Here is a 21488-nt window from a genome sequence, read left to right as displayed (position 1 = left end):
AGGGAGTTTTATCGGAAATTTGGATTTAGTCCTTTGCAGGAATATGTTCCCGATGGACCGGAAGGGGGTTCACGCCAAAAGTTTAAACTGACTGTAAGTTAAAAAGGAGGACTTATGAAGAAGTTTATAGTTATATCTGGCGTCTCGCTATTTTTGCTGGCGATTTCTTTTAACCCATTGTTCAACTATATACGTGAAAACAGGCAGGAAAGCAGATATGACTCCATGGGATGAAGAGGAGAAGGCCCCGCCTGGTGATATTGTCAAAGTTCAGTTCTTATTAAATGATCAAAAAATCTCCACCCCTGATGAAATATGGCTATCCAATCGGGACAGAGGCAGCAGATATTTTTCGTGGATAGATATTCTCACAGTAAAGGACCGAAAGACTGGTGAGGAACAAGTAAGTATAGTCCAAAGACTGACCGATGATAGTCAACCCATGGAAACAAGAAAATGGAAAATCATCACGATTGCACAAAACGGAGAAGTAGACGAAGAGGTTCTCAGCTATGCGCAAAGAAGCATCAATCATTTAGGTGTCAAGCTAATCGAGTTCTCCGGTACCTCCCTTATGGGTATGGGATATTATTCAGATGTTACTAAGGCCTATCCTAGTATTTTCTTCCCACTCCTATTTCCGTTTTCAACTGGAATAGCGGGTCTCCTGTTATTGATTTTTCTGGTTGTTCTATTACTGTTTGAGCTTTATCTTAGACGCGTTATTAGAAAAAGAAGGCGATAAAGAACACAGGATACATTCTGAAATTACTTGTAGTTTCGAATTACCTTTAATTTAGTGATAGTTGATAAGGCAAACAGCAGCAGTAAGACTCCGATTGAACCCATGACAGGACCAGGGCTGAAGAGATCAGACAAGAACGAGACAGCAGTAAGACCAATGGATGGGGCTACACTCATGATAGAACCTAATACACCGAACACCCTACCCTGGATGTCTTCTGAAACTTCCAGCCTAAGGATTGTATTAATCAGCAACGTGGAGAATGAGAACATGAAGCCAATCACAAGAATGATAGGAATGGCAATCGCAGCGGAAGTGACGAATGATAACAGGAGGTACAGGGGACCGAGACATAGCAGTCCAGTCATAATAAGGAAACCTCTGTTTTTCAATTTGGAGCCAAGCAGCAAGATCAGTCCGGACCCGATCATATAACCAAGTGGAATACAGGCTTCAATAAGTCCAAACTGAAAGGGAGTGGAATCCCACACTTTGACGGCCATAACCTGCGTCAACATCAGGGAGGGGACAAAAAATAAGGTTAAGGTAGGAAGCATAATCATAACGGCGCGTGCGAAAGGATACCTCCAAATATAGCGAATTCCATCAACCAGATCCTGTGTGAATTTCCGTTCTTTCTTGGGTGCGTTATTTAATTGAGTTGGCAAAGGAAGGGAGCGAACTGCTAAAACGAGCAGAAAGGAGAGGAAAAATGTAGCTCCATCAAATAAAATAGCGTCGGCTGCTCCAAAACTCGCTACGAAAATACCACCGGCTGAATAACCAATAGTACGGCAGATGTTTTCAGACAAGTTCAACAATCCTACCGCTTTTTGTAGATGTTCTTTACCAACAACAGTAGTGATAGAAGCTTGGTATGCCGGGGACTGGAATAAAGCTGAAACGGTCGTAAGACCCGTCAGTATAGCGACTATAATGAACGATGTAGAGGGCAGGGAAATGGCTAAAGCAAGTGTCACTACGAGTCCGCAACTTATCAGATCGGTGATCAGCATGAGGGTTCGACGATTGACCCTATCCGCAAAAGTTCCCCCTATCGATCCAAGTAAAGAACTGAGCACTAAATTGATTATCGTGATGATGGCAATCATTTTGGCGCTGCCGGTCGTTTGCAGTACCCATAAACTTAAAGCAATACTATGAAAAGTGTTACCGAATAAGGAAATGGAGTACGAACTGAGTAGCAGCAGGAATCTCCGATTTCCCCAAAGAGAGGGATGAGCTTGAACAGCAGGGGGAACTTGTTTCACTAATACAGGATCAGGCATAAGTTATGCTCCCTTCAACTTAAACGCTTAAGTGAATAGACAAAAAAATTATTCTACAAAATAACAATTATTTTCTTGTGCGGAGTAGTCAGAATGATGCAATAATTTGTCCATGAGTTCAAATGCAGTAGCCGCTTTATCCCCTGTGAAAATGAATTTATGAACGTCATCGCCTAATATTTCCGGACAATTGCAGGTGCAAAGAACAGAGAGTTGTTCGAACCTCCCGTTTTTTTCAACGTAACTTCCAATAAACTCATTAATGACAATGGCCTCTTTATAGCCCCCCTCTTGTAAGAATGTATTTAATTCCTCCAAATTGACAACGGTAAATATCGCTTCTTCAGGTAATGGAATACTGTCCTGAATAAAGCGGGTGAGGAAAGAGTTATTGAAGCTCTCCATAATTAAACATCCCTGTGAAAGGTCCTGTGGTTTTACCTTTTGTAGAGCTGCTCGATAGTTGAAAAGGACCTGCTTAAAGAGTTTATCTTCAATCATGCTGTCGATCAGAATCAAAGGAATTCCTTCTACAAAATGCTTGGAGATCGAATAAAAGGCTTCCTCGCGCACATCGATCAGAAATACAGCCTCCAGCTTTCTTTCTACGATAATATCCAAAGAAGGCTGGTCAACATCAAGTGAATATAGCAGCGTATGGTAACCAGCATTTGTTAACCGTTGTTCCAAGGCATGTATAAATGAGAACTGGGCATGGAGCTTCCAGTGTGGGGTATGGGCTGAGGTGTTAACGAGCACACCTACCAATCCTGTTTTCTGATTCGCAAGTGAACGTGCCGCCAGATTGGGTATGTAGTGTAGTTCCTCGGCAAGCTGAAGAATCTGCTGGCGCGTTTTCTCAGGAATGGTTTGGTTGCCGACACGATTCAGAACATAGCTCACTGTTGCGACGGAGACATTGGCACGAAGTGCGATGTCCTTCATGGTTGTCTTTTTCACCAGTAAATAGCTCCCTTATCCTTGTGATATTTTCTAAAGATTAACATTCTGATCCCAAAGCGTCAATGGGAAGTGAGTGTGCAGTTAGATGACCCTGCTAGGTTCTAGAAATGGAAGAATTGCGGTGAAATTAATCTATCGGAATCAATAGATTCCATGTTATTCTAGTTAATAAAAATAATAGAAATAGGGGAAGTGTCGATGAAAAAATTGCTCCATGTTCTCTTTGTTTTAGTATTACTAATAGGTTTAAATGTAAGTGAAGGGAACACTGCATCTGCTGTACAGGCTAAACAGGTGTTGCGTATTGGTTTTGATTATATTCCTGTAGATCTAGATCCTGCCTCTTCCACAGATAGTAGTACGACTACGGTCATTAAAGGGATATTTGAGGGATTGGTGCGTTTGAATGATGCGGGAGAGGCGGTTCCCGGGATAGCCAAGTCGTGGACAGTCTCCAAGGATGGGAAAACATACACGTTCTCCTTGCGGCCGAGCGCAAAATGGAGTAATCAGCAGCAGGTTAAGGCTTCAGATTTTGAGTATGCATGGAAACAAGCGCTTGCACCTCAGTCTATGAATAGCTATGCATTCAAAATGTTCATAATTGCTAACGCAGAGAATTATCATAAAGGGAAGCTAAAGGAGTCTTCGAAAGTGGGTGTGAAAGCGTTAAATAACGATACACTCCAAGTGACTTTGAATGAAAAAACTTCACATTTCCCGCAGCTTCTCGCGGAAAGTATTTACATGCCAATTAATGCGCAAGTCGCGAAAGCAGATAAGAATTGGGCGTACAATATTAAAACTATGGTTACTAATGGCCCTTTTAAACTGCAACAGTGGGATGAAAATTCGATTCATCTAATTAAAAATCCAAACTATTATGCGGCGCAAGAAATTCGTTTCTCAGAGGTGCATCTACTTCGGCCTAAAGCTGGAACACCTTCGCCAACTATGGCCTACTTAAACAATGAAGTTGACTGGGTAGGGGCAAAAGATGAGCTGATAGATAAGGCTTCTTTAAATTCTGTATTCCCTCAGGAGTTATATGCATTGCCGTATGCTTCTACATATTATTATCAGTTCAATCTAAGCAAAGCACCTTTCAAAAATCTGAAGATACGTAAAGCATTAGCCATGGCAGCTAACCGAGAATCTATCGGCTATGGTACACCTGCTTACGGTTTTATTCCTCGGAGTATTCGTGGTTCCAAGTTGAATTTTAGATCAGAGATTATTGATACACGGTATTTCAAAGAGGATGTAATACAGGCTAAGAAATTACTTCAGGAAGGTTTGAAGGAAGAGGGCTTAACTCAGCTTCCTAGTTTTTCGATTATTATAAATGAAGGGCATGAAGAAATTGCAGAAGCCGTTATTAACAGCTGGAACAAAAATCTGGGCATTACAGTAGGCTTTGAGGTTCAACCCTGGGAAGATCTGCTTGATAATCGTCTTAAGCTGAATTATACAATGGCAAAAGCGGCTTGGGCAGCCGACTATAACGATCCATCGACTTTTTTAGATTATTTCACATCTTGGAGCAGCGATAATGATTCGGGCTGGAGCAGTGCACTTTATGATAGTTATATTAAACAAGCTAGGCTTACATTAGACACTAGCGAACGAAACAAGCTTTATGCAAAAGCTGAAAAAATGCTCATTGACCAAATGGTCATCCTTCCGCTGTATTATTTTTATGCTGATGTTTTGCATAAACCTAACATTAAAAAAGTAAGTGTAGAGTATGATGGTTCCATATCTTTTTCAAGAGGGTATTTAATCTAAAAAATTATAGTAATAAAGACTATGAGGATACTTCCGCAGTTATTGGGAGTGTCCTTTTTGTATGGAATTAATCACCTTTGTGAAACCGCTTCAGATAACGACACAATATTGTGAAATTTTTCACCTGTTTATTAAAAAAATTTTAATATATAATTAATTTATAATCAAAAACAAGGGGGATTTAAAATGAAGTTATTTAAAATGATGTTAGTAGCAGGCGTCTCGGTTGCAGTCTTGTCTGGTTGTGGTGCGAATAATAATAATGCAACTAATTCAGCGGCTACTACGGCTCCAGCTACAGAGCAAACGGATGCAGTTACTACAGCTTCAATCGTAAATCAAGCAGATGCGTTTACCAAGGCTGTAAGTAAAGATGGAAACTGGATTATTGCCATTCTAAATGATGTGACCATTGCCCAAGATGTTGTTGTTGAAGGCGAATTCCATGATAAAGGGGCCGCAGACGGCGACATCTACCGTAAGATTGCTCTTTATGCCCAAGACGCTGATCACAAAGTTACTGCCAATTACACACTCACTGTACCTAAGTTAACTGTACAAAGTGAAAATTTACGAGTTCAAGGCGGAACCATTAAAGGTGATGTTTATGTAGAAGCGAACGGATTTAATCTGCATGAAACTTCGACTATTGATGGAAATCTTTACTTCGCAAACGAAGATGTGAAAGCAACTGCAGGGATTGAAGGTAAAGTGACTGGGGCAACTGAAGTTAAATAAGTTAGTGATGATTTCGATTAGGTAGAAGTAGAAGGACTAACTATATAGATAGAATTATCCGGATAGGTTCAGGAAAAAGGAATCAGTATGAATGGTCTGACTCATAATGGACTACACCCCATCTAGTTACCATTTGAGAGCCGACGGAAGCCTTGAAGTAACAAGTAATGGAGTATTGAAGCAGTGAATTATTGGAGTATGAAGTAATGGAGTATGAAACATTGAAGTGTACAGTAGATGGTTTTAACTGTATTTTGTACAACTAAAATGCTCAAAACGCCCGGCCAATGAAAATAGCTGTATTTTGTACATCTATTTTCCAGATTTAATACTCTATAGGCTATTTCTCTAGTTTTTAATTGTATAGAATACACTACACTTAAAGTTAGAATTAGCCCTTGTGGATATCGAATAAGTGTATAGAATGCAGTTATCTTACAGATATATCAAGATAGTGCGCTACAACGGAGTGGTTATCCGAAAGCTACGAATGATTAAGCTTAGCTCATAACCTATCAAGCAAATCACAACAGACCCAAAACACCAGTCAGCGAACCTCCAATAACGGAGAATTGCTGCCTGGTTGTTTTTTTGTGGATGATGAATATATGAACTATTGTTGATTTTCTTCCTATTGACTTATAATATTACTACCACTACTAGGAGGAACACATATGTCTAAGGAGTATTCGCGCACATATATTGAGAGCGTAAAGCTTGAAATGTTAAATAGGTTGGGATTAAAGCAAGTGTTCTTCAAGGAGCAAATAGGGGACAGCCTAATTTTTGAAGCTGTGGGCTTTGATAAAGGGGCAAAACACCGTTTTTGCGTTAGACCAAAGACGAAAACGATTGATGAATTCATTTCAGGCAAATGGATGAAGGTACGCAGTTTTATAATCAAAAGTGTGGATATTTAAAGTTGAACGCTAAAAAGGTAGCCCCGTTAATCGGAGTTACCTTTTTATTTTTTTAATACATAGTCATTGATAATGTGAAGTATCTCCATACAGATCGATGGTTGTATTGTTATCAGTTAGGGTTACTTTACATAATGCAGTAGAGAGAATATCCGGTAACTCCCCTATTTCCTGCAATGATTTATTAAGAAAATAAGCCATAATGACTTTTAAAGTCATCCGATGGGTGACGATGAGCACCTTTAGCCCTACGTTATCGTTTATGATGCGCTCCATTGTCGGCACTACTCTTTCTTCAAGCTGCTTATAAGTCTCACCTGAGGTTAGAGGAATATATAGATCGGGTCTGGTGAAAAAATGGGAATATTGTAAAGGGGATTCTAGTTGTATCTGATCCGTATTCATTCCTTCCCAGCTCCCCATGTTTATTTCCATTAAAGAAACTTGCTGTTGAATAGGTAAACTCCGCTTTCCCCGTAAAATCTGCGCAGTATGCAATGCTCTTGGACTAGTACTAGAATAAATTACGCCTAAGTTTTCTACTTGCAAACGATCCCTTAACCATTCGGCCTGCTGTTCGCCCAAGGCTGTAAGCGCAGAATTTTGATGCCCTTGCATTCGTTTTTGTAAATTCCATTCTGTTTGCCCGTGGCGGGTTAAGTATAATACTGTCTTTGTCATTAACAAAACCTCCCTTATGAATAGTTGTAAGTATAAGAGAAAAAAATATAAATAAACAATATATAATAGTTAACATCCATAATGTATAGTTATAGTAAATTGCTGAGGATAGATAAGCGGCGATTAGAGATATTATTTTATTAGGTGAGGAAGAAATCATGATGAACTATCATGTATTAAAATTGTTTTATTACGTTGCGATCACAGGTAGTGTGACCAAAGCCTCTGAACGTTTGCATATCAGTCAACCCGCTATATCAGCGCAAATCCGTAAGTTTGAACGGGAGAATCATATTTTGTTATTTGAAATTAAAGGAAAGAGGATGGTGCTCACCCCTTTAGGAAAAAGGTTAATCGAACCTCTTGAGAAGTTTTTTGCCATGGGTGATCAAGTCCAGCAAATCATTGAAGACTATCACAAATTTCCTGAGGGGAATCTGCGGATTGCAGGTAATTATTTGGCGACAAGCATCCTCATTCCCCGGTGGGCGTCATTATTCAAACAATCTTTTCCGGAAGTTAACATTCAGATCACTACTACTAATTCTCATGGAGTCATGGAAAAATTGAATAATTTTGAAGCAGACGTAGCGATTTACAGTGATATGGAGTTTCCTACGCATAATACAGGAGTGTTCGAACATCGGGAGTTATATAGGGACGAGTATGTATTCGTGGTTTCTTCCCATCACCCTTTTGCCAATCAGCAGGTTAGCTTTGAAGAAGTGATGTCTGAAGCATTTATTATGAGAGAAGAGGGCAGTGCAGCCAGAGAGCGGCTTGTCCGGTTGTGTGAAGAAAGAAGTGTACAGCAGCCAACGATTGGGCTTCAATTTAATGGAGTGAATGAAGTTATTCAAGCTGTGATTGCCGGTTATGGAATTAGTTATGTATCCGCTTTGTTGGCGAAACCTTATCTTGATCAGGGAACATTAGCTAATGTAGCAGTAGAAAATGTAGTCTCCAAGCATTCGATATGGATGGGTTACAGAAAGAAGGAACTTCAAGAAAGCTATATGCAGTCGTTTATTACGCTCGTTATGAAACAATTAAGTTTAAAATAATATTAGGAAATTAAAGATAAGCTTATGGTAAACTATGGATAAAAGTTAGGAGGGGTCATAATGGATCAAATCATATTCAAACAACTTAAGTTTGTGCGTAGTGTTACTGTGCGTGCTGTCGAGGGACTATCTGAGGAAATTTTAGATAGTATTCCAGAAGGTTTTAATAACAATATCCGCTGGAACTTGGGACATATTTATTTGGTGCAAGAGAAGTTTGCCTTTCATTCTGCTAGGGAGCTTATGCAATTGCCGGCAAGCTTTGAACGCTTATTTGCGAAAGGGACTAAACCAGCCGAGTGGAATGAGGAACCGCCAACGCTTGAAGTTTTACTTGAGATGCTTACGGAGCAACCCAAACGGATCCAGGAAGCTTTTCACAATCGCTTAAGTGAGCAAGTAACCCCTCTTACAACAGGAAGTGGATTAACCTTAAATTCAATCGGTGAATTCATAAATTTCACACTTTACCATGAAGGTATGCACTTCAATACAATAAAATTATTAAATCGCTTTGCAGATAAATAAATTCAAATAACAAAAGATATCGATATATAATTGGTATCTTTTGTTAGCTTTATGATCAAAAAAAAGATTTGTAAATGAAAAGGTTATGTGATAATCTAATTTATGTAATACATGTAACCGGTTACACATTGGGGGATGAATTAAAGAATGATGACGATCAAAGATGTCGCAAAAATAGCTGGAGTTTCGGTAGCAACAGTCTCACGGGTTATAAATGAATCTGGATATGTGAATATCGATACTCGCAAAAAGGTTGAGGCAGCGATCAAAGAAATGAATTATACCCCTAATGAGGTTGCAAGATCATTGTACAAGCGGAAATCTAAATTAATCGGGCTGCTCTTGCCTGATATTACCAACCCCTTCTTCCCGCAGTTAGCGCGGGGGATAGAGGATCGGATGCAGGAGCAAGGTTATCGGATCATCTTTGGCAATAGTGATGAGAACGAGGACAAAGAGATGGATTATATTCAAACCTTTATCCAAAATAATGTCATTGGCATGATATCGTCAACCAACTTCCCTGAGAGCGACGTTTATTCTAACTTGAAAATTCCGGTCGTATTTCTGGACCGTACTTCTAACGATAGCCCTTCCGTATACGCAGATGGCAAAAAGGGCGGACGTCTTGCAGCACAAGAGATTATCGCACGGGGAAGCAAAAAAATCACAGTAATACAAGGACCGGCGCATATCAAACCTGCACAAGATCGATTTCTTGGGGCGATTGAAGTACTTAATGAAATGGGAATCAGCTATAATGTGATCCAAACTTCATCCTTCTCCCATACAGTAGCAGAACAATGGGCTGTGGAGTTATTTGATAAATATATAGATACAGATGGCGTAATTGCCAGTAATGATATTGTCGCGACGGCAGTCATTCATGAAGCACATCGTTTAGGTAAAAGAGTGCCGCAGGATCTGCAAATCATCGGATTCGATGATATCCCGCTTAGCAGCTTGTTGTCACCTGCTTTATCCACCATTCGCCAGCCGGCACATGATATGGGTAGAGAAGCGGCGGGTTTACTTATTAAGCTAATTGAGCAAGATAAGGTGGAAGAGAAGATTATTCAACTACCCGTTAGCTTTGTGGAGCGGGAAACTACAAGAAGTAAAGAATAGATGACAACATGAGAAAGGTTGATGAAAATGGCTAAGATTTGTGTAATTGGCAGCTGTTCAATGGATTTAGTAGTGACTTCGAATAAGCGACCTCACGCGGGTGAGACTGTGCTCGGAGAACAATTCTCCACCGTTCCGGGCGGTAAGGGCGCGAACCAAGCAGTCGCTGCTGCCCGTCTTGGAGCAGAAGTTACGATGGTTGGTTGTGTAGGTGATGATTTCTATGGTACCGCTATCATGGATAATCTGAAAAAGAATCGCGTTTTTACCGCCAATGTGGAACCGGTTACACATGCCGAAAGTGGCACAGCCCACATCATTTTAGCGGAAGGTGATAATAGCATTATCGTTGTAAAAGGAGCCAATGATTTAGTTACTCCTGCTTTGGTTGAACGGGCACTTGAGAATATTAAAGGCTCTGACATGGTATTAATCCAACAAGAAATTCCGGAAGAAACGGTGTCTTTTGTAAGTGAGATTTGCCACAAATTCAATGTGCCTATGTTGCTTAACCCAGCACCTGCTCGTCCTATCAGTGAAACGATTATAAACAATGCCACCTATTTAACACCCAATGAACATGAATGTGCAATATTATTTCCTGAGATGAGTACTGCTGAAGCTTTACGCAAATATCCCAATAAGTTATTTATTACCGAGGGCAGCAATGGTGTGCGTTATTACGATGGTAAACAGGAAGTTTTAGTTCCCACCTATAAAGTGAATGCTATAGATACCACTGGAGCAGGAGATACTTTTAATGCGGCATTTGCTGTTGCTCTAGCTGAAGGCAAGTCTATTCGAACTAGTGTAAAGTTTGCCAATCGCGCGGCTTCTTTATCCGTCACAAAATTTGGTGCCCAAGGTGGCATGCCAACAAGAGTAGAGGTGGAGGTGAGTCTTTAATTATGAAAAAACAAGGAATCTTAAACAGTCATATTTCCAAAGTGCTTACTGATTTAGGCCACACCGATACGATTGTCATTGCTGATATTGGATTACCCGTTCCACCTGGTGTTCCAAAGATTGATTTAGCACTTAAATTGGGAGTTCCCAGCTTCCAAGAGCTTGTCGAAATCATTTCAGAGGATATGGTCATTGAGAAAGTTATCGTAGCAGAGGAATTAGCTGCAAAAAATAAAGATACCTCTGAATACTTGAATGACAAATTTAAGGAAATACCTATAGAGGCGATTTCACATGAACAATTTAAATGGTTAACCCAGCATGCGAAGGTCATCATTCGTACGGGGGAAGCTAAGCCTTATGCAAATTGTATTTTACAAGCCGGGGTCTATTTTTGATAAAAAGGGGGTTCAAAGCGTATGCACATTACGATGAAAGATATTTATAAATCTTTTGGGGCTAACCGTGTGTTGACGGGTGTGGATTTTGAACTGAAGGATGGCGAAGTTCATGCCCTAATGGGAGAAAATGGCGCAGGCAAGTCTACTCTGATGAACATTCTGATTGGACTGCATCAGCGTGATCAAGGGACCATTACTATAGATGGTCAGGAAACATACTTTAATAATCCCAAAGAGGCTGAACGTTATGGGATCGCTTTTATCCATCAGGAGCTGAACGTGTGGCCGGATATGACGGTTCTAGATAATCTGTTTATTGGTAAGGAACGAACCTCCAAACTAGGGATCTTAAATATGAAAGAGATGAAAGCGTTAGCAAATGAACAATTTCGTAAGCTCTCCGTAACGATTCCCTTAAATCAAGAGGCGGGGGAATGTTCGGTAGGTGAGAAACAGATGATTGAGATTGCAAAAGCGCTTATGACTCATGCAAAAGTTATCGTCATGGACGAACCGACAGCGGCATTAACCGAACGGGAAATCCAAAAATTGTTCGAAGTCATAACTTCCCTTAAAAAGGAAGGCGTCTCCATCGTGTATATTTCGCACCGGATGGAAGAGATCTTTACGATATGTGACCGAATAACGGTCATGCGAGATGGGAAAACAGTAGACACGAAGCCCATTCCAGAGACTAACTTCGATGATGTAGTTCGGAAGATGGTAGGGCGTGAATTAACTGACCGGTTTCCTGAGCGTACCTCCAAACCCGGAGAGGTTGTTCTTGAAGTCAAAAATGCCACGAAAAAAGGGCAATTTAAAGATGTTAATTTCTCCGTTCGTTCTGGTGAGATCTTAGGCTTCTCAGGATTAATGGGATCTGGACGAACAGAAATGATGAGAACCTTATTCGGATTGGAATCGTTAGACCGTGGTGAGATTATGGTACGGGGAGAAAAGGTCACGATTCGAAATCCCAATGATGCGATGAAGGCGGGGATAGGATTCGTTACGGAGGATCGGAAAGATGAAGGGTTAGTGCTTGATTTCTCTATTCGAGACAATATGGTCCTTACAAATTTATATAGCTTCGCTCCTAAGGGTGTAATCATTGATAAAAAAGAACAAGAATTTGTAGACATACTTATCAAACGGCTGCACATCAAGACACAGTCTTCCTCCACTTTAGTCCGGAATTTATCCGGGGGGAATCAACAAAAAGTGGTCATCGCTAAATGGATTGGGATTGGCTTAAGTGTGCTTATCCTCGATGAACCTACCCGTGGAGTGGACGTAGGAGCTAAACGGGAGATCTACCAGCTCATGAACGAATTAACGGAACGTGGAGTCGCCATTATCATGGTATCGTCAGAGCTTCCTGAAGTTTTAGGAATGAGCGACCGGATCGTAGTGGTTCATGAAGGGGAAATTAGTGGAGAGCTATCACAACTAGAAGCTACGCAAGAAAAAATCATGACGTTAGCTACAGGGGGGCAATAGTAATGACAACTATCAAAGGTGAGAGAGAAAATAAAGGTTTTCAAATCGGGCAAATTACACAGAAGCTAGGTCCATTACTAGGGCTGATTATTCTAATTGTTATCGTTACGGTGTTGAACCCAAGCTTTATGGAGCCCCTTAATATCCTGAACTTGCTTAGACAAGTTGCCATAAATGCGCTTATCGCTTTTGGGATGACCTTTGTTATTCTAACGGGTGGTATCGATTTATCGGTGGGTTCTATTCTAGCCCTATCCAGTGCCTTCACAGCTAACCTGATGTTGTCAGGTTGGGATCCTGTCTTAGCTATTATTGTAGGTTGTTTAGCGGGTGGTGTGATGGGGATGGTCAACGGACTGATGATTACCAAAGGTAAAATGGCGCCATTTATCGCTACGTTGGCGACCATGACGATTTTCCGGGGATTAACACTTGTATACACAGACGGAAATCCGATCACAGGTCTCGGAGACAGCATGACCTTCCAATTGTTTGGTCGTGGATATTTACTGGGAATACCTGTACCTGCTATAACAATGCTCATCGTCTTCGCAGTCTTATGGGTTGTATTGCACAAAACTCCATTTGGTCGTAAAACCTATGCCATTGGTGGTAATGAAAAAGCATCAATTATTTCAGGGATTAAAGTAGACCGCATTAAAATTATGATCTATTCATTGACCGGTATGTTGTCCGCATTGGCAGGAGCTATCCTGACTTCCAGATTGAACTCAGCACAACCCACAGCAGGCACATCCTATGAGCTGGATGCTATCGCAGCTGTAGTATTAGGCGGTACGAGCTTAACTGGTGGTCGTGGACGTATCGTAGGCACATTGATTGGTGCACTGATTATCGGGATTTTGAACAATGGTTTGAACTTGCTCGGCGTATCCTCTTTTTACCAGATGGTGGTCAAAGGAATCGTTATTGCCATTGCCGTACTCATAGACCGTAAGAAAGCCGTATAAGGGGGATTCCAACATGAAAAAGTTAACTTTGATTCTTACTTCCTTACTATTAATTCTCATGACAGGATGTTCCTTGGAGCCTCCAGAGTGGGCTAAGCCTAGCAGTGGTGGAAGCATGGAGAATATGAAGATTGGATTATCCATATCTACATTGAATAACCCCTTCTTTGTATCCGTTAAAGATGGTGTTTTGGCCGAGGCTAAGAAGCAAGGCTTGGAAGTCCTTGTCATTGATGCCCAAAATGATTCTGCTAAACAAAGTAATGACGTCGAAGATTTGATGCAAAAAGGTGTGAATGCGTTATTGATCAATCCTGTAGATTCATCAGCGATCTCGACGGTAGTGCAAACAGCTAACAGTTTAAAGATTCCCGTCGTTACGTTGGACCGTTCCGCAGATCAAGGGGATATCAAAGCTCTAGTTGCCTCTGACAATGTAAAGGGTGGCTCTATGGCGGCAGAATATATTGTAGAGCAGCTTGGGAAAGGTGCAAAGGTCATCGAGCTAGAAGGATCCCCAGGAGCGTCAGCGACTCGGGAACGCGGTAAGGGATTCCATGAAATTGCGGACAGCCAGCTAGATGTCATTGCTAAGCAAACGGCTGATTTCGACCGTACGAAAGGCCTGACCGTTATGGAGAACCTTCTACAAGGAAATCCTGGCGTACAAGCAGTTTTCGCTCATAATGATGAAATGGCGCTAGGTGCCATTGAAGCCATTCAAAGTTCAGGCAAGAATATCCCTGTGATTGGTTTTGATGGAAATGAAGATGCACTTAAATCCATCGAAGCTGGTAAATTAACAGGAACCGTTGCTCAGCAGCCTGAATTAATTGGCCAGCTAGCCATTCAAGCCGCTAAGGATGTATTAGAAGGCAAAACCGTAGAAAAGCTGATTGCGGCACCGCTTAAACTAGTTGTTAAAGAGTCAAAATAATAACCATTATAGAAAAAGACTGCGCTCGCCGATTTGGCGAGCACAGTCTTTTTTGCTGTACATTGCAGCTTATTCTTCAATAACTCTATCCGGTAGCTGTGTAACATAGCTGTCTGACAAATGGAGCAGCTGTAAGGCACGCTCGAATTCGTCTTCTGTGGATTGCAGAGGTTGATCGCCGTTACCAGATAAAGTATAATGCTGGCCATCCTCGAAGCCACTGCCGGATAAGAAGAGCTCTTCGTTATTTACGAAAGATCCTGTAGGCAAATAATACCGTTGTGGAAGTAAGTTATATGTTGATTGATTCAAGAGATCTTGTCCGAAATGAATATGATCTGTAAGAGAGACACCCAATAAATTAGATACGGTAGGTAAAATATCCACTTGCCCGCCCAGCTGTTCTTTTACACTAGGTGTTGTAATCCCTGTCGCTGACATGATCAACGGAATATTAATCAATTCACGTTCCGAATATTCATGGCCGAGAATCTCTTCCAGTAGGAGATGATCATCCTCTTTTAGAGAGAAGATAGGCAGCCCACGATGATCCCCGTACAATACGATCAAGCTGTTATCCCACACTCCGTTTTGTTTGAGCTCATCGATAAAAAGTCCTAGCGCATAATCAGCATAATTCTGAGCCCGAATATAATCGCCAACAAGCGTTCCTTCGAATCGCACTGGAAGTGTCATTTTGTATTTATCCTCTGGGATGGAGAACGGGTTATGAGATGACATCGAAATTACATGGGAGTAGAAGGGCCGGTCATCCTGATCCATTCTCGCCAGCTCTGCAGCGGTTTTTTCATACAAAACTTCATCAGAAGCGCCATAAAATACTGTGTCTTCTTCCCCGAAGTAAGTTTTATCATAATAACGATTGAATCCCAAAGCACTATAAAGCTCACCACGGTTCCAAAAGTCGACTTCGTTCGTATGGAATGTTGCCGTATCGTAACCTTGTGCTTGCAGCAGCTTGGGTAAGCTTGGAAGCTCTTTAGGAGCGTACATTTGGGTAGCTGGACCATCAGGTGGTACATAAAAAGAAGTGTTCACAATAAACTCTGCGTCAGAAGTGTTGCCTTGTCCAACCTGCTGGTAGAAACGCGGGAAGTAGAAGCTGCTGGCCGCAAGCTTGTTCATATTTGGTGTGATTTCTTGTCCATCAATCTTTAGATTGATTAAGAAGTTCTGGAAAGACTCCATTTGCAGAATGATTAGATTTTTTCCTTTGGCGGCTCCAAATAAAACCGGGTTAGAGATTGCTTGAATTCCTTTGGTTTTATCAATAGTGGATTGCGTAATCTCAGAGACGTCAATTTGTTCTTCCTCTTGATCAGCTAGCAGAGAGTAGGCTTCATAATTAAGAATGCCCATTTGCTCCGCTTTAATCGTTTCGTTCATACTGGCACGGTTTGGAAAAATATTCATTGCACAAATGATGATGGAAATACAGAACAGGACTGCCACCGCTTTACGGTTACTTTTGCGCGACATGGCTTTTTTCCAATCCAGTGCTTTCTGTTTTCTAAACATCACCAAGCTGATGACAATGATATCCACAAAGATAAGCATATATTGAGGACGAAGGACCGAAAATATACTTTTCTTTACGGCTCCCACTTGTTTGACCTGATCTAATACTTGCGAAGTAGCAATGATGCCAAAATGATTATGATATACAATTAATGAGAAAAATAGAGTAGTAATCAACACATTGACAAGCATGTAAATTGCAATTTTTCGTTTCGTAGCGAACCATTCAATCAAGCAAAAGACTAGAAGTACAAAAGGGATTTCTTTAAGCCAAGTGGTCCAAGTAGGGCCATCTTCAAATAGAAAATACCAGGCAAAATAGCTTTTTACAAGCATAATGAGAGAGAAGAATAGCAGGGATCTTTTACTGAGGGTACGAGGTTCTTTAAACGGCATTGCTTATGCCCATCCTTTTCTTTTTAGATTAGTTCATTCTATTACATTGAAGCGTTTAAAATCAACTAGATTTGGGTATGTCTGAGTGAAATTTTCCTGAATATTACAGTTTAGGTGGATTGAATAGTTCGCGATATATAAAAATTTTTTATGAAGATGAACTTTTTACAGTGCTCCTGACTCATATAGGGGAGAGAGGTGAAGGCATGGATGTTATACGATTGGTGAAAAAAGCCAAAAAAGGAAATAAAGAAGTTTTGCTGCAATTAATTATGTCTGAAAAAGATGTTTTTTATAGGCTTGCGTACAGCTATATGGGAAATGCGCAAGATGCAATGGATGCCATGGAGGAAATGATAGTTACGTTATACGAGAAGATTGATCAACTTAAGAAAGAGGAGTCTTTTTACAGCTGGAGTAAAACGATTTTGGTAAATGGCTGCAAAAGGCAGCTTCATAAGCGAAGCAAACTGGTGTTATTAGAGGATTGGAGCTCCAATGATAAGATGGAAAGCGTCCATGTTGCACCAGGCGATCCTTATCATAAAAGTGAACAGCAAATGGATATGCAGGCGTTATTGTTACATGTGAACGAGCAGCAAAGAGAAGCAATTCAATTAAAGTATTTTCATGATCTCGATTATCAAACGATAGCTGACATTACACAGGTCTCGATCGGAACTGTTAAATCAAGAATCTACAATGGATTACAAACGCTAAAAAATCATTACAGAGGTGATGTTGATGAACGATAACGTCGAACAACGATTAGTGGATGAGAAGAGGAATTTAGAGTCCATAACTGCACCTGAGGGTTTAGAAATGAGATTAAGAAATGCTTTAGACTCGGCACCCCCAAAAAGAATAAAAAGAGAAAGCTCCCCCCTCTGGAAGATTGCAGTCGTCATCTTATTAGTGATAGTGGTTTCTGGAAACAGCTATAATGCCTTCGCTTATTATGGAAAAAAGTTATTTGGTTTTGATGAGGTGTTAGAGGGAACTTTACAACAACTCAATGAACAAGGAATGGGACAAAGCATAGACAAAAAGACGACGTTAGCAGATGGAACAGAACTTAAGATTAACGGAATTATGGCAGATGCCAATCAATTTATTGTGTATTACACGTTAAACAATCCTAAGGGACTAGAGGAGACGGGAGATCATTTTAGTCCTTCTAAAATAGAAGGGTTTCTCACGAATTCCAACATAAGAAGTGGTTTATCTTTAATCAATGACGAACATACAGAAATAAAAGGCACGATGACATTTGATAGCGTAAGCCCATTTTCGAAAAAACTAACACTTCATTACTGGGGACCTCTACAGAAAGGGCAGATGAGTGAAGGGAGCATAACGTTTTCTTATAATCCAAATCAAGCGATGGTGACTCAGATCAAACAATCGATTAATAAAAAGGTCAAAGCCGACAAAGGATCAATTACCTTCAAATCGATCACGGCCACACCAACCATGACTGTGATTAAAGGGAGTATGAATGTCGAGAATTTCGATCGAATAAGATTAGGGTTAGAAGGCATTCAATTAATTGCCAATGGAAAGCCTGTAGAAATATTAGGTAGTAGCAATAAAACCTCGCTGGGTGGGAGATCATTTGATATTCGTTATGACACCTTGCCAAAAGAACTACATTCATTGCAGCTGGTTGTTAAAGAGTTTGTTGGATATCAGAAGCTGGAAGAGAAGTATCCTCTAAATGCTGATAGTAATGAGCCGATTCTACTGGGGGATAAAGAATTATGGATTAAGGATGTGTCCAATACCGCTCAAGGGATTGAAGTAACTATTGCTACAGATGAGGATGTAATGCTGGATGGTGTGTCTATAGAAAATGCTGGCGAAAACACGGCTTTAAAAACAACAATTAATCAAAAAGAGTCAGAACAAACGAACGGTAAACTCATGAAGGAACGCACCTTATTATTTGATACACAAACGAAACCTGAAAATATTCTGATAGAAGGAATACATTATATGAAGGAATATAACAAGGTGATTGAGATTCCAGTGGATTAAAAAGAGGTGCCATATCCATAATTTATGAAATATAGTAAGCTATAATAGTCTGAGAAAGTGAGGGGGTTATGGAAAATATAGGAGCTTATAAGGTGAGTCGTCCGTCGTTAATGTCGCTTCTGTTTTCTATGATTTTTTCAAGTAGCATACTACTGTTAAATGCCAGAAATAATATGGAGTATAAAGTATTACTTTATTTTGGTTATATATGGTTGACCTTCTGTCTGATTGTTGTAATCATATTGCTCTATAGGATCATTACGATTAGAAAGTTCATTGAGGTTCGGATTCTTCCAGACTCTATACTAGTAGATAACAAAGAAATTCAAGCGAAACAAATTGAGAATATTTATGTAAAGGGCTATTTCATACCCGTAATTGGCATTAAACCTGTAGATCACAAATTTCCTCCCTATAGATTATGTTTTAGTTTTCTTGACGAAGAATACAAGGGAATGAAAGAACTAACCGCATGGGCCGAACATAATCAGATTAAACTATCTAAAAAAAGATTTATGAGATGGCTTTAACCGGGCTCTGACCAGTCCACCATACCGCGCTATATGCGCACTGCGGAGAGGATGGGTGTCCCAAAAGCCGAAAATGGCTACTGGGGCACCTCATTTTTTTTGCTCCATCATCGAACCCCAAACGTCGCTCGTTTCCTCTATCTGCGAATCCAGAAACGTCGTTCGCTTCCTCCATCCGCGATTTCTCATACTTCGTTTGTTACCGCTATCACCGATTTCCCAAACCTCGCTCACATTCTCCATCATTCAACCCCAAACCTCGCTCACATTCTCCATCATTCAACCCCAAACCTCGCTCACATTCTTCATCACCGAATCCTCAAATTTTGTTCTCTTCCGCTATCACACTCCCAAGTCACACTTTCTTCGATCACATTTGCGCGTCCGGAAGCATCTATCGGACTCAGATGACCCTTAGACGCGTCATATCCCATTTTTGGAATTCTAACGGACCGCATAGTCGCTATTGGCCTGAAAAACACCCCGAAAGCAGCCTTTTCGGGGGAATAACTGCACTGGAGTCCGAACCCTTGCTCCAAAGCCGAAATATTCGCAAATAACGTCATCTGGGTCCGAAAAGTAACCGTCATCCATCATCGAATCCCCAAACGTCGTTCGCTTCCTCCATCCGCGATTTCTCATACTTCGTTTGTTACCGCTATCACCGATTTCCCAAACCTCGCTCACATTCTCCATCACCGAATCCTCAAATTTTGTTCTCTTCCGCTATCACACTCCCAAGTCACACTTTCTTCGATCACATTTGCGCGTCCGGAAGCATCTATCGGACTCAGATGACCCTTAGACGCGTCATATCCCATTTTTGGAATTCTAACGGACCGCATAGTCGCTATTGGCCTGAAAAACACCCCGAAAGCAGCCTTTTCAGGGGAATAACTGCACTGGAGTCCGAACCCTTGCTCCAAAGCCGAAATATTCGCAAATAACGTCATCTGGGTCCGAAAGTAACCGCCATCCATCATCGAACCCCAAAAACCTCGTTCGCTTCCACTTTTGGAGTCCTGACTGCCGCATAGAGACTGATTACGCCAATACGCTAATAGGTGGGATGAATGGAAAACACTTAGTTTTTGTTGCAAATACAACAATTATGGTATACTATTTTCCTGTCACATCTGCATAACACCATATAAATAGAGCTCAAAATAAAGTTTATTTGTAAATTGATATTTTAAAAGGAGAAAACACAATGGCTATAAATATAAAAAAGTGCACGTTAGAAGATTTAGGTTCACTTCAAGGAATTAGTGTTGAAACATTTAATGAGGCATTTAGTAATCAGAATTCACCTGAAAATATGAAAGCCTACTTGGATAGAGCATTTAACTTAAAGCAATTAGAAAAAGAATTGTCGGATAGCTCATCAGAATTCTATTTTATTTATTTTAATGAAGAAATAGCTGGGTATTTAAAGGTTAACACCGATGATGCTCAATCTGAAGTAATGGGCAATGATTCGCTTGAAATCGAGAGGATTTATATTAGGAAAAAATTTCATAAACAGGGGCTTGGGCAATATCTAATAAATAAAGCTATAGAAATAGCGATACAATGTAATAAAGAGAAGATTTGGCTGGGGGTTTGGGAAAAAAATAAGAACGCCATTAGCTTTTATGAAAAAATGAAGTTTGTTCATACAGGAACTCATTCTTTTTATATGGGTGATGAGGAACAAATAGACTTTATTATGACAAAACAACTATAACATTTCTCTAAAATGATGTTAACTAAGGAGCGATAGGAGGCTTAGAATGAAGCAACTTTATATAAAACAAAAGGTATTCAGTCTAAGTGGTAAATTCACGGTAAAGAATCAGCAGGAGCAAGATGTCTATTACGTAGAGGGCAGTTTTATGCAAATTCCCAAGACTTTCTCTATTATGAATACAACAAGAGATGAAGTCGCACTAATTACGAAAAAGGTGTTCAGTTTTTTACCAAAGTTTTTTGTTGAAGTAGATGGTCGAGAGGTGTTAACGATTAAGAAGGAGTTTTCTTTCTTTAAAGCACGTTATACGATTGATGCTGCTGACATTGAGGTACATGGTAACTGGTGGGACATGGATTTTCAGGTTTTACAGCATGGTGTAGTCATCGGTAAAGTGAACAAGGAGTGGTTCACTTGGGGTGATAGCTATAAGGTTCAAATATTGAATGATGAGATGGAGACGCTCATGATTGCGTTCGTTGTCGCTATTGATTGTGTGAAGGCTGACCAAGCATCTGCATCTCATCAGTGACGATTTAACATTAAAGTTGAAAACTTAACAAGGTGACGTGGACGGAATTAATTCAGCAGGTGCTGATGAGTGTAATTGGCTTAGTTTATTTATGATGCGTTGAACCGTACTATAAGTAGGAGCAAGTTTAGTTTTTTGATATTGCCTATGTTAGATCTTATTGTTG

The 21488-nt window shown here is 40.4% G+C and carries 22 protein-coding genes; 17 read left to right on the top strand and 5 right to left on the bottom strand.

Annotated features, from left to right (window positions below; all coding sequences use genetic code 11):
* Positions 1-217: 217 nt before the first annotated feature.
* A complete protein-coding gene (locus tag NYE35_RS20495; protein WP_341121982.1) occupies positions 218-745 on the top strand; it encodes a hypothetical protein in 528 nt (175 codons plus the stop codon).
* Between the two features lie 23 nt (positions 746-768).
* On the opposite strand, the gene NYE35_RS20490 is transcribed toward NYE35_RS20495, so the two are convergent.
* The gene (locus tag NYE35_RS20490; RefSeq protein ID WP_036688957.1) at positions 769-2034 is read right to left on the bottom strand and encodes an MFS transporter; all 1266 of its coding nucleotides are present in this window, start codon (positions 2032-2034) and stop codon (positions 769-771) included.
* Between the two features lie 48 nt (positions 2035-2082).
* Complete coding sequence (locus NYE35_RS20485) at positions 2083-2994, bottom strand: LacI family DNA-binding transcriptional regulator (RefSeq protein ID WP_341121981.1); 912 nt, start codon at positions 2992-2994, stop codon at positions 2083-2085.
* Between the two features lie 201 nt (positions 2995-3195).
* On the opposite strand from NYE35_RS20485, the gene NYE35_RS20480 reads away from it, so the two are divergent.
* The 3 genes from NYE35_RS20480 (at position 3196) to NYE35_RS20470 (ending at position 6443) form a co-directional block, all read left to right on the top strand.
* Complete coding sequence (locus tag NYE35_RS20480; RefSeq protein WP_051491588.1) at positions 3196-4785, top strand: peptide ABC transporter substrate-binding protein; 1590 nt, start codon at positions 3196-3198, stop codon at positions 4783-4785.
* A 186-nt stretch (positions 4786-4971) separates the two neighbouring features.
* Positions 4972-5523, top strand: a complete 552-nt coding sequence (locus tag NYE35_RS20475) for a polymer-forming cytoskeletal protein (protein WP_076100192.1) — start codon at positions 4972-4974, stop codon at positions 5521-5523.
* A gap of 674 nt (positions 5524-6197) precedes the next feature.
* Positions 6198-6443, top strand: a complete 246-nt coding sequence (locus NYE35_RS20470) for a hypothetical protein (protein WP_036688955.1) — start codon at positions 6198-6200, stop codon at positions 6441-6443.
* 63 nt (positions 6444-6506) lie between these two features.
* Here NYE35_RS20470 and NYE35_RS20465 read toward each other — a convergent pair whose 3' ends face one another.
* Entirely contained in the window at positions 6507-7124 is a 618-nt protein-coding gene (locus tag NYE35_RS20465; RefSeq protein WP_341121980.1) for a histidine phosphatase family protein, read from the bottom strand.
* Between the two features lie 158 nt (positions 7125-7282).
* Between NYE35_RS20465 and NYE35_RS20460 the strand changes: the two genes are divergently transcribed.
* The 8 genes from NYE35_RS20460 (at position 7283) to rbsB (ending at position 14559) form a co-directional block, all read left to right on the top strand.
* The gene (locus tag NYE35_RS20460; RefSeq protein WP_081384084.1) at positions 7283-8188 is read left to right on the top strand and encodes a LysR family transcriptional regulator; all 906 of its coding nucleotides are present in this window, start codon (positions 7283-7285) and stop codon (positions 8186-8188) included.
* A gap of 60 nt (positions 8189-8248) precedes the next feature.
* Complete coding sequence (locus tag NYE35_RS20455; RefSeq protein WP_076147540.1) at positions 8249-8716, top strand: DinB family protein; 468 nt, start codon at positions 8249-8251, stop codon at positions 8714-8716.
* 147 nt (positions 8717-8863) lie between these two features.
* Positions 8864-9844, top strand: a complete 981-nt coding sequence (locus NYE35_RS20450) for a LacI family DNA-binding transcriptional regulator (protein ID WP_341121979.1) — start codon at positions 8864-8866, stop codon at positions 9842-9844.
* Positions 9845-9871: 27 nt separating this feature from the next.
* Positions 9872-10750: a ribokinase gene (gene rbsK / locus NYE35_RS20445; RefSeq protein ID WP_036689135.1), complete on the top strand. Its 879-nt coding sequence runs from the start codon at positions 9872-9874 to the stop codon at positions 10748-10750.
* Between the two features lie 2 nt (positions 10751-10752).
* Complete coding sequence (rbsD, locus tag NYE35_RS20440; protein WP_036688943.1) at positions 10753-11148, top strand: D-ribose pyranase; 396 nt, start codon at positions 10753-10755, stop codon at positions 11146-11148.
* 21 nt (positions 11149-11169) lie between these two features.
* Positions 11170-12651, top strand: coding sequence for a sugar ABC transporter ATP-binding protein (locus tag NYE35_RS20435; protein ID WP_036688940.1), 1482 nt, complete (start codon positions 11170-11172; stop codon positions 12649-12651).
* A gap of 2 nt (positions 12652-12653) precedes the next feature.
* A complete protein-coding gene (locus tag NYE35_RS20430) occupies positions 12654-13622 on the top strand; it encodes an ABC transporter permease subunit (protein ID WP_036688938.1) in 969 nt (322 codons plus the stop codon).
* 13 nt (positions 13623-13635) lie between these two features.
* Positions 13636-14559 (top strand): ribose ABC transporter substrate-binding protein RbsB, encoded by a 924-nt coding sequence (gene rbsB, locus NYE35_RS20425; RefSeq protein ID WP_341121978.1) that lies wholly within the window; start codon positions 13636-13638, stop codon positions 14557-14559.
* A gap of 69 nt (positions 14560-14628) precedes the next feature.
* Here rbsB and NYE35_RS20420 read toward each other — a convergent pair whose 3' ends face one another.
* A complete protein-coding gene (locus NYE35_RS20420) occupies positions 14629-16494 on the bottom strand; it encodes an LTA synthase family protein (RefSeq protein WP_341121977.1) in 1866 nt (621 codons plus the stop codon).
* A 206-nt stretch (positions 16495-16700) separates the two neighbouring features.
* Here NYE35_RS20420 and NYE35_RS20415 point away from each other — a divergent pair, with 206 nt between their 5' ends.
* The 3 genes from NYE35_RS20415 to NYE35_RS20405 all read left to right on the top strand — a co-directional run bounded on the left by NYE35_RS20415 (position 16701) and on the right by NYE35_RS20405 (position 19061).
* Positions 16701-17249, top strand: coding sequence for an RNA polymerase sigma factor (locus NYE35_RS20415; protein WP_341121976.1), 549 nt, complete (start codon positions 16701-16703; stop codon positions 17247-17249).
* On the top strand, positions 17239-18531 hold the full coding sequence (locus tag NYE35_RS20410) for a DUF4179 domain-containing protein (RefSeq protein WP_341121975.1): 1293 nt from the start codon (positions 17239-17241) through the stop codon (positions 18529-18531). The genes NYE35_RS20415 and NYE35_RS20410 overlap by 11 nt, the downstream gene beginning before the upstream one ends.
* Positions 18532-18599: 68 nt before the next feature.
* Complete coding sequence (locus tag NYE35_RS20405) at positions 18600-19061, top strand: hypothetical protein (protein WP_076105271.1); 462 nt, start codon at positions 18600-18602, stop codon at positions 19059-19061.
* Positions 19062-19505: 444 nt separating this feature from the next.
* Here the strand turns inward: NYE35_RS20405 and NYE35_RS20400 are convergent, their stop codons facing one another.
* Positions 19506-19757 (bottom strand): hypothetical protein, encoded by a 252-nt coding sequence (locus NYE35_RS20400; RefSeq protein WP_341121974.1) that lies wholly within the window; start codon positions 19755-19757, stop codon positions 19506-19508.
* A 514-nt stretch (positions 19758-20271) separates the two neighbouring features.
* Here NYE35_RS20400 and NYE35_RS20395 point away from each other — a divergent pair.
* On the top strand, positions 20272-20787 hold the full coding sequence (locus NYE35_RS20395; protein ID WP_341121973.1) for a GNAT family N-acetyltransferase: 516 nt from the start codon (positions 20272-20274) through the stop codon (positions 20785-20787).
* A 46-nt stretch (positions 20788-20833) separates the two neighbouring features.
* Complete coding sequence (locus NYE35_RS20390; protein ID WP_076104991.1) at positions 20834-21322, top strand: LURP-one-related/scramblase family protein; 489 nt, start codon at positions 20834-20836, stop codon at positions 21320-21322.
* The last annotated feature ends 166 nt before the right edge of the window (positions 21323-21488 follow it).

It is taken from the genome of Paenibacillus sp. FSL L8-0494 (assembly GCF_038003695.1).
In the GTDB taxonomy this organism is placed as follows: domain Bacteria; phylum Bacillota; class Bacilli; order Paenibacillales; family Paenibacillaceae; genus Paenibacillus_AQ; species Paenibacillus_AQ odorifer.
This window is presented reverse-complemented; position numbering and strand designations above follow the sequence as displayed.